This is a genomic window from Streptomyces sp. NPDC016309 (assembly GCF_043077235.1).
Classification (GTDB): domain Bacteria; phylum Actinomycetota; class Actinomycetes; order Streptomycetales; family Streptomycetaceae; genus Streptomyces.
In genome coordinates, this window is record NZ_JBIBSG010000004.1 from 495,475 (window position 1) to 511,112 (window position 15,638).

Sequence of the window (15,638 nt, forward strand, 5' to 3'; positions counted from 1 at the left end):
TCGGGCGGTCCGTAAAGTGCCGGGCATTGGCTCAGACGCAGCAATGCCCGGCGCCGGTTGACGGCGCCGGGCATCGCGGTGGTCACACTAGGCGCGACCTGCGGTCTTCTGGGTGCGGCGGGAGATCGAGTCGATCACGACGGCGGCGAGGAGCACCGCGCCGGTGATCATGTACTGGATCTCGGAGGCCATTCCGAGCATGTTGAGGCCCTGCTGGATCGACTGGATCACGATCATGCCGAGCAGCGCGGACCACACCTTGCCGCGGCCGCCGAAGAGGCTGGTGCCGCCGATGACGGCCGCCGCGATGACGAGCATCAGGGTGTTGCCACCGCCCAGGCTCTTGGTGGCGCCGCCGGAGAGGCTGGCCACGAAGAGGCCGCCGAAGGCGGCGAGCAGGCCGGAGAGGCCGAAGACCATGATCCGGACCCGGTCGACGTTGATGCCGGCGCGGCGGGCCGCCTCGGCGTTGCCGCCGACCGCGAAGACCTGGCGGCCGAAGGTGGTGCGGCGGGCGACGAAGTCGGCGACGACCAGGACGGCGAGGAAGAGCACCAGCGCGAGCGGCAGGCCGCGGGCGCCGGCGGGCTCGTTGAGGACGTACGCGACGACGAAGCACAGGACGGCGACGAAGCCGGCGCGCAGGACGATCTCGCTGGCCGGGCGGGCGGGCAGCGCGGCGGCCTTGCGGCGCTTGCTGTCCAGCAGCAGGGACCCGGCGTAGGCGAGGACGGCCACCAGGGCGAGGCCGTACGCGGCGGCCTTGTCCTCGAAGTAGTAGCCGGTCAGGTGCTCGACGACGCTCCCGGTGGGGGCGTTGATGGAGCCTTCCTGGCCCATGAGCCAGATCTGGAGGCCGCTCCAGCCGAGGAAGCCGGCCAGGGTGACGACGAACGCCGGTACGCCGATCTTGGCGAAGAAGAAGCCGTGCAGCAGGCCCAGCGCCAGGCCGGAGAGGACGGCGAGGGCGACGGCGAGCCAGTCGTTCATCCCGTTGCTCACATTGAGCACGGCCCATACGGCGGCGCCGACACCCGCGACGGAGCCGACCGACAGGTCGATCTCGCCGAGGATCAGCACGAAGACGATGCCGACCGCCATGATGCCGAGGCCCGAGGTGTAGACCGCGATGTTGGCGACGGAGCTGGCGGAGAGGAAGTTGCTGTTCTGGAGCTGGAAGACGACCGCGATGACGATCAGGCCGATGAACACGGGCAGGGAGCCCAGCTCACCGCCGCGCACCTTGCGGGTGAACTCGGTCCAGTAGCCCTTGAGGCCCTCCTCGCGCACCAGGAGGCGCGGGTCGACGGCCGGGATCGGCGCGGCGGACTGCTCGGCGGCGTCGGGGGCGGGGGTCTTGGTGAGGTCGCTCACTTCGCGTCCTCCTTCGTGGCCGTGCGCGCCTGGCGGCGGGTGACGGCGTTGTCCGTGGCGCCGGTGATCGCGGCGATGATCTCTTCGTGCGTGGTGTCCTTGACGTCGAAGACACCGTTGTTGCGGCCGAGGCGGAGCACCGCGACCTTGTCGGCGACGGCGCGCACATCGGCCATGTTGTGGCTGATGAGGATGACGCCGTGGCCCCGCTCGCGCAGCCGCTCGACCAGGTCGAGGACCTGGGCGGTCTGCTCGACGCCGAGGGCGGCGGTGGGCTCGTCGAGGATGACGATCTTGGGGTCGCCGATCAGGGCGCGCGCGATGGCGACGACCTGGCGCTGTCCGCCGGAGAGGGCAGCGACGGGGATGCGCACGCTGGGGATGCGGATGGACAGGGTGTCCAGCAGCTCCTTGGCGCGCTTCTCCATCGCGATCTCGTCGAGGACGGAGAGGCTCTTCAGCTCGCTGCCGAGGAAGAGGTTGGCGACGACGTCGAGGTTGTCGCAGAGGGCCAGGTCCTGGTAGACGGTGGCGACCCCGAGGTCCTGGGCGTCGTTCGGCCGGCTGATGCGGACCGTGTTGCCCTCCCACTCGATGGCGCCTTCGTCGATGGGGTGGACCCCCGAGATGGTCTTGACGAGCGTCGATTTGCCGGCGCCGTTGTCGCCGACCAGGGCGACGACCTCACCGGCGTGGATCTCCAGGTCTACGTCGGTGAGCGCCTGGACGGCGCCGAACCGCTTGGAGACTCCGCGCAACGCCAGCACGGGCGTAGCGAACACGTGAATCATCTCCTTCGCCGCCTGTCCGGCGGGGATGGTGGTACGTGGAGCTTGAGGGGGACCGGGTCCGCGGGGCCCGGGTGCGGGCCGCGCCGCCGGGCGGGCGTCCGTCCGGGGGCGGCGCGGGGCGCCGGGGGCGGACGGTGCGGGGGCGGGGTCGCGGTGCGCCGTGGGAGGGCGGGTGCGGCGGGTGCCCGGCCGGTCCGGGAGGGGGTGAGTCCGGCGCCCGTCCGTGCTTGCGGGGCGTGGAGGGCGGGCGCCGGACCGGTTCGGGAGGCCGCCCGGTTACTTGATGCCGGCGGCGGCGCAGGCCGCCTTGTACTCGGCGGTGCAGATGTCGGCGGCCTTGTAGACCTTGTCCGCGATGATCGTGGAGCCGATGTTCTCCTTGGTCACGACCTGCGCGTCGTACAGCTTGGCCGGGATGTCCTTGAACTCACCGGTGAGGCTGGTGACCTTGGTGGTGGCCAGGTCGTCGATCTTCTCGCCCTTGAGCAGGCGGACCGCGATCTCGGCGGTGGTCTCGGCCTCCGGCTTGATCTGCTTGTAGATCGTGAAGGCCTGCTCGCCCGCGAGGATGCGCTGGAGACCGGCGAGCTCGGCGTCCTGACCGCCGACCGGGACCTTGATGCCCTGCTTCTTCAGGGCGGTGATGATGCCGCCGGCCATGCCGTCGTTGGCGGAGTACACGCCCTGGAAGCCGCTCTTGCCCAGGGAGTCGATGGCGGCGCCCATCTTCTTGTTGGCCTCGTCCGGGGACCAGTCCGGGATGTCCTGCTCGTACACGACCTTCTTGACGCCGCCGTCGAGGACGCTGTGGGCGCCCTTCTTGAACAGCGGGGCGTTGGGGTCGGTCGGCGAGCCGTTGATCATCACGACGTTGCTGTCCTTGGCCTTGGCGCCCAGCGCCTTGACCAGGCCCTCGCCCTGGAGGCGGCCGATCTTCTCGTTGTCGTAGCTGACGTACGCGGAGATCGGGCCCTCGGCGAGACGGTCGTACGCGACGACCTTGACGCCCTTCTTCTCGGCCTGCTGCACCCAGGACTTGGTGGCCTTGTAGTCGACCGAGTCGAGGATGATCACCTTGACGCCCTGGGTGACCAGCGCGTCGAACTGCTTCTTCTGGGTCTCGGTGTCCTGCGCGGCGTTGTTGTACTTGACCTCGCAGTCGCCGCACAGCGCCTTGATCTTCGCCTCGATGATGGGGCGGTCGAACGTCTCGTACCGGGTCGTCTTGTTCTCCGGCAGCAGCAGGCCGATGGTCTTGCTGTCGCCGCCGCCGGCGGTGTCACCGTCGCCCGCCTTGCCACAAGCGGCGAGGGAAGCGGCCATCGATACCGCTGCCGTGCCTATGACGATGCGTCGCGTCATTGCGTTCATGTGGGTTGCCTCCCTGACGAGGCCGCGACGTTGCGGCCGAGGTGGCTGGAAGTCAACTCGGCCGCAAGGTCGTCGTCAAGGAGTAAATTGACAACGAGATGACAACGGTGCCATCCGTTATCTAAGTGAACGCAGGAGTGACCGGGGTGAGCGCACTCTCAAGCAGGGTCGAATCGCCCATCTCGCTCAGGACGAGGGCCAGCGCGCCGAGCACCTCGGCCCGGCCGCCGAGGGCGCCGGGAGCCACCGAGAGCTGCCGGGCGGCACTGGGGATGGCGTAGCGGGAGACCGAGTCGCGGATGGGCCCCAGCACCAGTTCCCCGGCCTCGGCGAGGTCGCCGCCCAGCACGACACGGCTGGGGTTCAGCAGGTTGCAGAGGTTGGCGACACCGCTGCCGATGTGGCGTCCGACGTCCGCGATCACCCGGCGGCAGCCGGGGTCGCCCTCGCGGGCGAGCTGCACCACCCGCTCCATGGTCAGGTCGGGCCCGTGACTGGGCTGGAGCAGGGGCAGGACGTAGCGGGCCGCGGTGAACGTCTCCAGGCAGCCGCGATTGCCGCAGCGGCAGACGGGGCCGGACTCGTCCAGGGTGATGTGGCCGATCTCGCCGGCGGTGCCGCCGGGGCCCCGGTAGATCTGCCCGTCGATCACCAGGCCGGCGCCGACACCGCTGGCGACCTTGATGTACGCCAGGTCCTTGACCCCGCGCCCGCCGCCCCAGACCAGCTCGCCGAGCGCGCCGAGGTTGGCGTCGTTGTCCACGTACACCGGGACCCCGAGCCGGCCCGAGAGCTCCTCGCTCGGGTTGATGCCCTTCCAGCCCGGCAGGATCGAGGTGGAGCCGAGCGTGCCGGAGGAGACGTCGATGGGGCCGGGGACGCCGAGGCCGACGCCGACCACCTTGTCCTGGCCGATCCCGGTCGCCGCGATCAGCCGTTTGACCAGGGCTTCCGCCCGTCCGAAGCCTTCCTCGGACGACGCGTCGACGTCCAGCGGCTCGGCCTCCTCGGCGAGCACCTGGTGGGCCAGGTTACCCACGGCGACGCGGAGGTGCGTATGGCCGAAGTCCACGCCGATGACGATGCCGGCGTCACCGCTGAGCGAGACGCTGCGGGCCCGGCGGCCGCCCGCGGAGGTGGGGGTCACCTCGACGGTGCCGCCGTCCTTGAGCTCCCGGACGATGTTGGAGACCGTGGCGGCGGAGAGGCCGGTCGTTCTGGCGATCTCCGCCTGGGTGAGCGACCCGGCCATGCGCACCGCGCGCACGACCCGCTCGAGATTGGCCCGATGCAGAGATGTCTGCGACCCCGGAGTCTCCATCGACTCACTCACTCCTGCCGTTTTCTCCAACATGTGAACTCTAAGCTGAGCCTTTTGGGTTGGTCCCCGTCAAGACCTTGAGCGTCGAAGGCCTCCGATGAGCGAATTAGATGCGGAGGAAAAGGACATTTACCTGCATGTCGCAGAGAAACGGCCCGTCGGGAGCGTCCGCTCCACCGACGAGCCGTTTCGGATCGTGATGTGAACTACTTCAGGGCACCCGCCGTGAGACCGGACTGCACCTGGCGCTGGAAGACCGAGTACACGATCAGGACCGGCAGCATGGCGATCATCATTCCCGCCATCAGCGCGCCCCAGTCGTTCTCATAACCCTGCTGCAACGCGATCATCGCCAGGCCCTGGGTGAGGACGTACTTGTCCTCCTGCTGATTGAGCACCATCGGCAGCAGGTACTGGTTCCACTGCCCCAGGAAGTTGAAGATGCCGATGCTGATCAGGCCCGGCTTGGCCATGGGCACCATCACCTGGAAGAACGTCCGCGTGTGCGAGGCGCCGTCGATCATCGCGGCCTCGGCCACCGAGGTCGGCAGGGTCCGGAAGAAGGCCGTCATGAAGAAGACGGTGAACGGCAGCGAGTACGCGATGTAGACCAGGATCAGTCCGTGGTACGTCGCCAGCAGCGAGCTGCCCGGGAAGTCCCGCATGACGAAGAAGAGCGGAATGACCAGCATGAAGACCGGGAAGGACATGCCGGCGACGAACAGGTAGTAGAGGAAGCGGTTGCCGGGGAAGGTGAAGCGGGCCAGGACGTACGCGGCCATCGACCCCAGCACCATCGTGCCCACCACGGACCCGCCGACCACGATCGCGGTGTTGATGAAGTACCGGCCCATGTTCGCGTCGTTCCACGCGTTGGACCAGTTCTCCCAGTGCAGGACGGTCGGCAGGCCCCACGGGTCGGTCAGGATCCCGTTGCTGTCCTTGAAGGCGCTCCACAGCACCCACAGCAGCGGCACGCCCACCATCAGCGCCCACAGGACGAGGATGCCGTGGGAGAAGACGTTGAGGGCCCCGCCCTCCGAGGTGCGGCCGGTCGTGGGGCCGAGCCGGCGGGTGACCCCGGCGGGCGCGGCGGTGTCCTGCTTGGTCACCGCTTCGATCTCTTCGGTCGTCATCGCCGTACCCCTAGTACTCGATCCGCTCACGGCGCCCGAAGCGCAACGCGAGCACTGCGAAGGTCATGGTGACGACGAGCATCGCGACGCCCATGGCGGAGGCGTAGCCGAACTGGCTGTCGCGGAAGGCCGTCAGGTACAGCCGCAGCGGCATGACGTCCGTGGCACCGTCGGGCCCGCCCATGTTCACCGACATGATCTGGACGAGCGCGAACGCGTCCAGCGCGATGATCCCCATGTACACCCAGCCGGTCTGGACCGTGTCCCACAGCAGCGGGAGGGTGATCCGGAAGAAGGTGTGCGAGCGGCCGGCGCCGTCGAGCAGTGCGGCCTCGTAGATGTCGCGCGGGATGGAGGCCATCGCGGCGGAGAACAGCACCACGTAGAAACCGACGTGGCCCCAGACCATGACCGCGCCGATGCACCACAGGGCGAGGCTCTTCTCGCCCAGCCAGGCGTTCTGGAGGCCGTCCAGGCCGACCGTGCCGAGCAGGGAGTTGAGCATGCCGTCGTCCGGATCGGGGTTGTAGATGTTGAACCAGATGACGGCGATGATCGTGATGGAGATGACCTGCGGGAAGAAGAAGACGAACTTGTAGAACCGGGAGCCCGCCACACCGGTGACGACCTCGTTCTTCCGTCGGCGGCCGCCGACATTGAGCATGAAGGCGAAGAAGAGGCCCAGCGCGAGCGTCACCACCGGTACGAGCGCCAGCATGTAGACGTTGTGGCGCAGCGCGTTCCAGAACTCGTCGCTCTCCCACAGCTTGACGAAGTTGTCCGGGCCCACGAATTCCGCGGTGCCCACCAGGCCCGACCAGTCGGTCATCGAGATCTGGAAGGCCTGGACGAACGGCGAGATGACGAAGACGCCGTAGATGAGCAGAGGCAGGGCCAGGAAGCCCACGATGAATCGGTATTTGCCGTGTTGCATGGTGCTCCCCGGCCCTTCCCCTCGTTTCCGGCGACCGGCAGGTCAGGCGGTCCGCCTTTTCCCTTTCAGGCCGTGCGCGTGAACTTGGTGACGGAGTCGTCCTTGGCCACCTTGTCGCATTCCGCCTGGGTCTTCTTGATCCAGTCGGCGGCCTTCAGCTCACCGGCGAGCAGCTGGCCGGTCAGGCCGCCGATCTTCTCGTCGGTGAGCGCCGGGTACCACTCCTGGAGCTGAAGACTGATCAGGTTGTCCCCGGCCTCCTTGAAGACCTTGCTGGCGGAGGCGAGGCCGGGTGAGAGGGTCATGCCCTCGGTGGCGTCCATGACACAGGTCAGGGACTTCACCTTCGTGGCGAAGTTCTGCGCGTGTTTTTTGGAGAGCATGATGCGCAGCAGTTCCATGCCGCCGGCCGGGTTCCTGCCCTTGCTCGCGACGATGTACGGCTCGCTCGGCTCGCCGCGCAGCGTGCCGTGCGGCATCTTGTCGCCGGTGCCGTCGAAGAGGGCTCCGACGGCCATGCCGAAGTCGGCGGGCGTGGTGGGGGCGGCCTCGTTCTCGACCCAGGAGCCGTTGGGGATGAACACCGCCTTGCCCTTGGTCCAGGCGGTCTGGGACTGGATGTGGGTGAGGCCCTGGCTGCCTTCGAGGAAGTACTTCTTGGCCGCGAGCTCCTCGTAGTGCTCGACGACCTCCTTGACCGCGTCGTTGGAGGACCAGGCGTTCGGCTCCAGGTTGTCGATCGCGATCCACTTCTCCATGCCGCCGATCTTGGCGATCTGGGCGAAGAGGTTGAAGTGCACGTAGTAGGGGAATTTGCCCGCGTACGTCCATGGGGCGACGCCGGCCTTCTTGATCTCCCCGCACAGCGTGACCATCTCGGACAGGCTCTTGGGGTACGTCCAGCCCTTGTCGGCGAGCAGCTTCCGCGAGTACCAGGTGCCGTAGATGGTGAAGGCGTAGTAGAGCACGTCGAAGGTGTCGCCGTGCTTGCCCTTCTCGATGGTGCTGGGGTGGATGGTGTCCCGGACCTTCTTCGCCGGGTCGTCCATCGAGGCGGCGTCGAGCAGGGCGGCGAGGTCCTGGAGCTGGCCCTGGGTGGAGAGCTTGTTCATGTCGAGGTGGTCGGCGCCGGAGTTGTCGATGACGTCCGGCGGGTTGCCGCCCGCGAAGCGCGGGGTGAGCTTGGGCCCGACCTGCTGGGTGCCGGTGTGCTTGACGCCGGCGCCGTAGGTGGCCTTGTAGTCGGTCTCGGCGTCCTTGGCGTACTGGTCGCCGAGGCCGCCCTTGAAGATGAACGCCTCCAGCGGGGCACCCTTGGCCACGCCGAGCGGGTTCTTCTCGGACTTCGGGCCGCCGGGGGCCTTGGTCCGCCCCTCGTTGCCGCCACCACCACCGGTGGCGCAGGCGGACAGGACGCCCATGGTCGGTACGGTGATCAGGCCGAGCGCGGCGGACCGCCTGATCAGATCGCGACGACCGAGGCCCTCGTCGACCGGGCCCCCGTGGACGGGGCCCCCTTTGGTGCGGCCGGAGGTGGATCCCATGCTCAAGTCCTCGCCTTCTCCAGGACTCAGGCGGTGTACCGGTCGCCCGTCCTGCTCGCCTGAGGCGAAGGGCCCCGCCACCGCGGTCGTTTGCTGGGTCGTGCAGGTGCTGGGTGTGCGTGCGGTGCTGAATGCTGCCATGCCACTCGGACGCCGACAGGTATAGTCCACTTCGCGTCAGATGAGCAAGATCGAAAACAACTTTGGTCAGGAGTCTTTCCCGAGTTGAGACCTCGGGGAAACGCCGGACCCGCCGGTCCGCGATAACCGGTCACCTCGTTCGGCGGAACGGCTGAATCGGATCTTTCCGCACCGTCAACACCCTTGACACCGGCCGCCACTCAGCTCCCTACTGGTTCCTGCGCAGATCGCCTGACAACGTTGTCCAACGCGCTTTCGGCAGGAGGCAGGACGCGGGATGCAGCCCAGACACCCCAGCACGTCCGGACCCGGAACCCGTCACCGATTCCCCCGAACGGCCGCCCTCGTGGCGGCCGCTTCGCTGCTCGTGGCGGCCGCGCCGCCGGCCGCGGCCCAGGCCCGCCCGGCACGACCGTCCCAACCCGCTTCCGCCGAGCAGGAGTTCCGCTCGTCCTTCGAGGCGGACGAGCGCCCGCCGGACTGGCGCGACACCGTCGAGGTGGGCGCCGACGGCCGCAAGCGGGCCTCCGGGGTGGACGGCGCCTTCACGGCGGGGATACCGGGCAACGTCACGGACAAGGTCTCCGCGCTGCGCGCCAGCGGCGAGAACGGCGGCGCCGGTGAGACCAAGGAGAACCTGACCGACCTTCAGCCGGGCACCAAGTGGCTCACGTTCTCCGCCACCGCCTGGGTGGAATTCGACCTGGACGAACCCGTCGAGGTGGTCACGTACGCGCTGACGTCCGCGAACGACCACGCCGAGCGCGACCCCCGGAACTGGACGCTTTCCGGCTCGGCCGACGGCAGGGAGTGGAAGGTCCTGGACACCCGCGAGGGCCAGACGTTCGAAAAGCGATTCGAAACGCGGACCTACGAGTTCGACAATGCAACGGAGTACGCGCATTACCGGCTGGAGATCACGCGGAACAACGGCGCCCCCGGCATCACCCAGCTCGCCGACGTCCAGTTCTCGAACGGCGACACCTCCACCCCCGTCCCGCCCGACATGCGCACCCACGTCGACCGCGGCCCCGGCGGCTCTCCCACCGCCAAGGCGAACGCCGGGTTCACCGGGGTGCGGGCCCTGCGGTACGCGGGCACCCACAGGCCGGCCGGCCGGGCCTACTCGTACAACAAGGTCTTCGACGTGAACACGGTGGTACGGCGGGACACCGAGCTGTCGTACCGGATCTTCCCGTCGCTGCCGGAGACGGACCTGAACTACCCGGCCACCAACGTGGCCGTGGACCTCGCCTTCACGGACGGCACCTACCTGAGCGAGCTGCGCGCCGTCGACAGCCACGGCGGGGCGCTCACCCCGCGGGGCCAGGGCGCGGCCAAGCGGCTCTACGTCAACCAGTGGAACCAGGTGACGGCCGGGATCGGGACGGTGGCGGCCGGCCGGACCGTGGACCGGATCCTGGTGGCGTACGACTCCGCAGGGGGCGCCGCGAGGTTCCAGGGCTGGATCGACGACATCACGATCGGCCGCGCCGCACCCGCGCCGCGGCACGCCCGGCCGTCCGACCACGTCTCGACCGTCCGCGGCACCCACTCCAGCGGTTCCTTCTCGCGCGGCAACGCCTTTCCGGCCACGGCCGTTCCCCATGGCTTCAACTTCTGGACGCCGGTGACCAACGCCGCGTCCAAGAGCTGGCTGTACGAGTACGCGCGCGGGAACAACGCCGACAACCTGCCCACGGTGCAGGCGTTCGCCGCCAGCCACGAGCCGAGCCCCTGGATGGGTGACCGGCAGACGTTCCAGCTCCTGCCGTCGGCGGCCGCCAGGACGCCCGAGACCGACCGCGTCCGGCGCGCGCTGCCCTTCCGGCACGAGAAGGAGACGGCCCGGCCGCACTACTACGGCGTCACCTTCGAGAACGGCCTCAGGGCCGAGATCACCCCGTCCGACCACGCGGCGATGATGCGGTTCACCTATCCGGGCGCGGACGCGTCGGTCGTGTTCGACAACGTCACGGAGGAGGGCGGTCTCACCCTCGACCCGGCGACCCGCTCCTTCACCGGCTTCTCGGACGTCAGGAGCGGGCTGTCGGCCGGCGCCACCCGGATGTTCGTGTACGGCGTCTTCGACGCGCCGGTCACCGGCTCGGCGTCGGCGGGCGTCAGGGGGCACCTGCGGTTCGACGCGGGCGCGGACCGGACGGTGACGCTGCGGATGGCGACGTCGCTGATCGGCGTGGAGCAGGCCAGGCGGAACCTGGAGGCCGAGATCCCGGCCGGCACCCGTTTCGAGCGGGTCCGGGAGCAGGCCCAGGGCGCCTGGGACCGGCTGCTCGGCCGGGTGACGGTCGAGGGCGCGACCCGCGACCAGCTCGTCACCCTGTACTCCAGCCTCTACCGGCTGTACCTGTACCCGAACTCCGGCTTCGAGCGGGTCGACGGCGAGGACCGGTACGCGAGCCCCTTCTCGCCGCGGACCGGGCCGGACACCCCGACGCGTACGGGTGCGAAGATCGTCGACGGCAGGGTGTACGTCAACAACGGCTTCTGGGACACCTACCGCACCACCTGGCCCGCGTACTCCTTCCTCACCCCGCGCAAGGCGGGCGAGCTGGTGGACGGCTTCGTCCAGCAGTACAAGGACGGCGGGTGGATCTCCCGCTGGTCGTCTCCGGGCTACGCGGACCTGATGACCGGCACGTCGTCGGACGTGGCGTTCGCCGACGCGTACGTCAAGGGGGTCGACTTCGACGCGGAGGCGGCCTACGAGGCGGCGCTGAAGAACGCCACGGTGGTGCCGCCGTCGTCGGGCGTCGGCCGCAAGGGCATGGACACGTCCCCGTTCCTCGGCTACGCCTCCACCGCGACGCACGAGGGCCTGTCCTGGTCGCTGGAGGGGTACCTCAACGACTACGGCCTGGCTAGGATGGCGGAGGCGCTGCACGCGAAGACCGGGAAGGCCCGCTACGAGGAGGAGGCGGCCTACTTCCGCAACCGGGCCCGCAACTACGTCACCCTCTTCGACAAGGAGGCCGGTTTCTTCCAGGGGCGGGACCTCAAGGGCGGCTGGCGGGTGCCCTCGGCCTCGTACGACCCCCGGGTGTGGGGTCACGACTACACGGAGACCAACGGCTGGGGTTACGCCTTCACCGCCCCGCAGGACAGCCGGGGCCTGGCGAACCTGTACGGGGGACGGGCCGGCCTGGCGAAGAAGCTGGACGCCTACTTCTCCACGCCCGAGACCGCCTCGCCCGAGTTCGTCGGCTCCTACGGCAGCGTCATCCACGAGATGACGGAGGCGCGGGACGTGCGGATGGGCATGTACGGGCACTCCAACCAGGTCGCCCACCACGTGCCGTACATGTACGACGCGGCCGGGCAGCCGTGGAAGACGCAGCAGAAGGTGCGCGAGGTGCTGTCGCGGCTGTACACGGGCAGCGAGATCGGGCAGGGCTACCACGGCGACGAGGACAACGGCGAGCAGTCGGCCTGGTGGCTGTTCTCGGCGCTGGGCTTCTACCCGCTGGTGATGGGCAGCGGCGAGTACGCGATCGGCTCGCCGCTCTTCACCAGGGCGACCGTGCGGATGGACAACGGCCGCACGCTGGTGGTGAAGGCCCCGGAGAACAGCGCGCGCAACATCTACGTGCAGGGGCTGGAGGTCAACGGCGAGCGCTGGACGTCGACGGCGCTGCCGCACCGGCTGCTGGCGCGGGGCGGGACGCTGGAGTTCGCGATGGGGCCGGAGCCTTCCGCATGGGGCACGGGCCGGGGCGCGGCGCCGGTCTCCCTCACCCGGGGCGACGCGGTGCCCTCGCCGCGGCGGGACGTGCTGGCGGGGCCGGGTGAGCTGTTCGACGACACGTCGGCGACGGCCGCGTCGGTGGAGGCGGTGGAGCTGCCGGTGCCGGCGGGCGGGGTGCGGGCGGCGCAGTACACGCTGACCTCGGCGGCGCGGGGGGCCGCCCCCTCGGGGTGGGTGCTCCAGGGGTCGCGGGACGGTACGGCGTGGGCCGACCTGGACCGGCGGTCGGGCGAGTCGTTCGCGTGGGACCGGCAGACGCGGGTGTTCACGGTGGCGCGGCCCGGCCGGTACGCGACCTACCGGCTGGTGCCGGACGCGGTGGCGACGCTGGCGGAGGTGGAGCTGCTGCGCTGACGCGGGACGCGGCGAGGGCCGCACCCCCGTTGCCGGGGGTGCGGCCCTCGCCGTGTGAGCGCTGTCCGGTCAGCCGCGGATCAGGTTGCGCAGCACGTACTGCATGATGCCGCCGTTGCGGTAGTAGTCCGCCTCGCCGGGGGTGTCGATGCGGACGACCGCGTCGAACTCGACGCCCGTGTCGGTGGTGACCTTCACCGTGCGGGGCGTGGTGCCCTCGTTGAGCTCGGTGACACCGGCGAAGGAGAAGGTCTCCTCGCCGGTCAGGCCCAGCGACTCGGCCGACTGGCCCTCGGGGAACTGGAGCGGGAGGACGCCCATGCCGATGAGGTTCGAGCGGTGGATGCGCTCGTAGGACTCGGCGATGACGGCCTTGACGCCCAGCAGCGCGGTGCCCTTGGCGGCCCAGTCGCGGGACGAGCCGGAGCCGTACTCCTTGCCCGCGAGGACGACGAGCGGGATGCCCTGCTCGATGTAGTTGCGGGAGGCGTCGTAGATGAACGACACCGGACCGCCGTCCTGGGTGAAGTCGCGGGTGTAGCCGCCCTCGGTGCCCGGCGCGATCTGGTTGCGCAGGCGGATGTTGGCGAACGTACCGCGGATCATGACCTCGTGGTTGCCGCGGCGGGAGCCGTAGCTGTTGAAGTCGCGGCGCTCGACGCCGTGCTCCGTGAGGTACTGGCCGGCCGGGGTGTCGGCCTTGATGGCACCGGCCGGGGAGATGTGGTCGGTGGTGACCGAGTCGCCCAGCTTGGCCAGCACGCGGGCGCCGGTGATGTCGGAGACCGGGGTGGTCTCCATCGTCATGCCCTCGAAGTACGGGGGCTTGCGGACGTAGGTGGACTCGGTGTCCCACTCGAAGGTGTTGCCGGTGGGGATCGGCAGCGCCTGCCACTGGGCGTCGCCCGCGAAGACGTCCTGGTAGGACTTGTTGAACATGTCCTCGCCGATGGCGTTCGCCACGACGTCGTTGACCTCGGCCTCGGAGGGCCAGATGTCCTTCAGGAAGACCGGGTTGCCGTCCTGGTCGGTGCCCAGGGCGTCCTTGGTGATGTCCACCTTCATGGAGCCCGCCAGGGCGTACGCGACGACCAGCGGCGGGGAGGCCAGGTAGTTCATCTTGACGTCGGGGTTGATCCGGCCCTCGAAGTTGCGGTTGCCGGAGAGGACCGAGGTGACCGCGAGGTCGTGCTCGTTGACGGCCTTGGAGACCTCCTCCGGCAGCGGGCCGGAGTTGCCGATGCAGGTGGTGCAGCCGTAGCCGACGAGGTTGAAGCCGACCTTGTCGAGGTACGGGGTGAGGCCCGCCTTGTCGAAGTAGTCGGTGACGACCTTGGAGCCCGGGGCGAGGGTGGTCTTGACCCACGGCTTGCGGGTCAGGCCCTTCTCCACGGCCTTCTTCGCGACGAGCGCGGCGGCGACCATGACGTACGGGTTCGAGGTGTTGGTGCAGGAGGTGATCGCGGCGACGGTGACGGCGCCGTGGTCGATCTCGTAGGTCGAGCCGTCGGGGGCGGTGACGGTGACCGGGTTCGACGGGACGGCGGCACCGGTGCCCTCGGCGTGGTGCGGGGCGCCCGCGCCGTTCTCCTGGCTGCCGTAGGCCGGGGCGTCGGAGGCCGGGAAGGACTCGTCGCTCGCCTCGTCCACCGGGGAGGCGGCGGTGCCGGCCTGCGCGGTCGGGATCTCGACGTAGTTGAGGACGTCCTTGGCGAACTGCTGGGCCGCCTCGGCGAGGACGATGCGGTCCTGCGGGCGCTTCGGGCCGGCGATGGAGGGGACGACCGTGGAGAGGTCCAGCTCCAGCTTCTCGGAGAAGTCCGGCTCGGCGGCCGGGTCCAGCCAGAGGCCCTGCTCCTTGGCGTACGCCTCGACCAGCGCGACCTGCTGCGGGGAGCGGCCGGTGAGCTTGAGGTAGTTCAGGGTCTCGTCGTCGATCGGGAAGATCGCGGCGGTGGAGCCGAACTCGGGCGACATGTTGCCGATGGTGGCGCGGTTCGCGAGGGAGGTGGCGGCGACGCCCTCACCGTAGAACTCGACGAACTTGCCGACGACGCCGTGCTTGCGCAGCATCTCGGTGATGGTGAGCACCAGGTCGGTGGCGGTGGTGCCGGTGGGCAGCTCGCCGGTCAGCTTGAAGCCGACGACGCGCGGGATCAGCATGGAGACCGGCTGGCCGAGCATGGCGGCCTCGGCCTCGATGCCGCCGACGCCCCAGCCGAGCACACCGAGGCCGTTGACCATGGTGGTGTGGGAGTCGGTGCCGACGAGGGTGTCGGGGTACGCCTGGCCGTTGCGCACCATGACGGTGCGGGCCAGGTGCTCGATGTTCACCTGGTGGACGATGCCGGTGCCGGGCGGGACGACCTTGAACTCGTCGAAGGCGGTCTGGCCCCAGCGCAGGAACTGGTAGCGCTCCTTGTTGCGGCCGTACTCCAGCTCGACGTTCTGGCCGAAGGCCTCCGCGGTGCCGAACTTGTCGGCGATGACGGAGTGGTCGATGACCAGCTCGGCCGGGGCCAGCGGGTTGATCTTCGCCGGGTCGCCGCCGAGCTCCTTGACGGCCTCGCGCATGGTGGCGAGGTCGACGACACACGGCACACCGGTGAAGTCCTGCATGATCACGCGGGCCGGGGTGAACTGGATCTCCTGGCTCGGCTGAGCCTGCGAGTCCCAGTCGCCGAGGGCCCGGATGTGGTCGGCGGTGATGTTCGCGCCGTCCTCGGTGCGGAGCAGGTTCTCCAGGAGCACCTTCAGGCTGTAAGGGAGGCGCGCGGAGCCCTCGACCTTGTCCAGCCGGAAGATCTCGTACGACTCGTCGCCCACGCGCAGCGTGCTGCGGGCGTCGAAGCTGTTCGCCGACACGACAGTCTCCTTCATCAATGTGCGCGTTCTTACCGCATCCT

Annotated in this window: 9 protein-coding genes; 1 reads left to right on the forward strand and 8 read right to left on the reverse strand. The window is 69.3% G+C overall.

Going from position 1 to position 15,638, the window contains the following annotated elements; translation table 11 throughout:
* Positions 1–87: 87 nt before the first annotated feature.
* The 7 genes from ACF068_RS13130 to ngcE all read right to left on the reverse strand — a co-directional run bounded on the left by ACF068_RS13130 (position 88) and on the right by ngcE (position 8,471).
* Positions 88–1,374, reverse strand: a complete 1,287-nt coding sequence (locus tag ACF068_RS13130; RefSeq protein ID WP_392274284.1) for a sugar ABC transporter permease — start codon at positions 1,372–1,374, stop codon at positions 88–90.
* On the reverse strand, positions 1,371–2,165 hold the full coding sequence (locus tag ACF068_RS13135) for an ATP-binding cassette domain-containing protein (RefSeq protein ID WP_392274285.1): 795 nt from the start codon (positions 2,163–2,165) through the stop codon (positions 1,371–1,373). Before ACF068_RS13135 ends, ACF068_RS13130 begins: the two co-directional genes overlap by 4 nt.
* Positions 2,166–2,441: 276 nt before the next feature.
* Positions 2,442–3,536, reverse strand: a complete 1,095-nt coding sequence (locus ACF068_RS13140) for a substrate-binding domain-containing protein (RefSeq protein ID WP_392274286.1) — start codon at positions 3,534–3,536, stop codon at positions 2,442–2,444.
* A gap of 121 nt (positions 3,537–3,657) precedes the next feature.
* The gene (locus tag ACF068_RS13145; protein WP_392274287.1) at positions 3,658–4,857 is read right to left on the reverse strand and encodes an ROK family protein; all 1,200 of its coding nucleotides are present in this window, start codon (positions 4,855–4,857) and stop codon (positions 3,658–3,660) included.
* A 206-nt stretch (positions 4,858–5,063) separates the two neighbouring features.
* Positions 5,064–5,993, reverse strand: a complete 930-nt coding sequence (locus ACF068_RS13150; protein WP_392274288.1) for a carbohydrate ABC transporter permease — start codon at positions 5,991–5,993, stop codon at positions 5,064–5,066.
* A gap of 10 nt (positions 5,994–6,003) precedes the next feature.
* The gene (locus ACF068_RS13155; protein WP_392274289.1) at positions 6,004–6,927 is read right to left on the reverse strand and encodes a carbohydrate ABC transporter permease; all 924 of its coding nucleotides are present in this window, start codon (positions 6,925–6,927) and stop codon (positions 6,004–6,006) included.
* A gap of 65 nt (positions 6,928–6,992) precedes the next feature.
* Positions 6,993–8,471 (reverse strand): N-acetylglucosamine/diacetylchitobiose ABC transporter substrate-binding protein, encoded by a 1,479-nt coding sequence (gene ngcE / locus ACF068_RS13160; protein ID WP_392274290.1) that lies wholly within the window; start codon positions 8,469–8,471, stop codon positions 6,993–6,995.
* A 418-nt stretch (positions 8,472–8,889) separates the two neighbouring features.
* Between ngcE and ACF068_RS13165 the strand changes: the two genes are divergently transcribed.
* On the forward strand, positions 8,890–12,732 hold the full coding sequence (locus tag ACF068_RS13165; RefSeq protein WP_392274291.1) for a GH92 family glycosyl hydrolase: 3,843 nt from the start codon (positions 8,890–8,892) through the stop codon (positions 12,730–12,732).
* 69 nt (positions 12,733–12,801) lie between these two features.
* Here the strand turns inward: ACF068_RS13165 and ACF068_RS13170 are convergent, their stop codons facing one another.
* On the reverse strand, positions 12,802–15,597 hold the full coding sequence (locus tag ACF068_RS13170) for an aconitate hydratase (RefSeq protein ID WP_392274292.1): 2,796 nt from the start codon (positions 15,595–15,597) through the stop codon (positions 12,802–12,804).
* Between the last annotated feature and the right edge of the window lie 41 nt (positions 15,598–15,638).

Coding starts and splice junctions, on each gene's coding strand:
- ngcE (WP_392274290.1), bottom strand. CDS start 8,471: ATGGGATCCACCTCCGGCCGCACCAAAGGGGGCCCCGTCCACGGGGGC.
- ACF068_RS13165 (WP_392274291.1), top strand. CDS start 8,890: ATGCAGCCCAGACACCCCAGCACGTCCGGACCCGGAACCCGTCACCGA.
- ACF068_RS13140 (WP_392274286.1), bottom strand. CDS start 3,536: ATGAACGCAATGACGCGACGCATCGTCATAGGCACGGCAGCGGTATCG.
- ACF068_RS13145 (WP_392274287.1), bottom strand. CDS start 4,857: ATGGAGACTCCGGGGTCGCAGACATCTCTGCATCGGGCCAATCTCGAG.
- ACF068_RS13155 (WP_392274289.1), bottom strand. CDS start 6,927: ATGCAACACGGCAAATACCGATTCATCGTGGGCTTCCTGGCCCTGCCT.
- ACF068_RS13135 (WP_392274285.1), bottom strand. CDS start 2,165: ATGATTCACGTGTTCGCTACGCCCGTGCTGGCGTTGCGCGGAGTCTCC.
- ACF068_RS13150 (WP_392274288.1), bottom strand. CDS start 5,993: ATGACGACCGAAGAGATCGAAGCGGTGACCAAGCAGGACACCGCCGCG.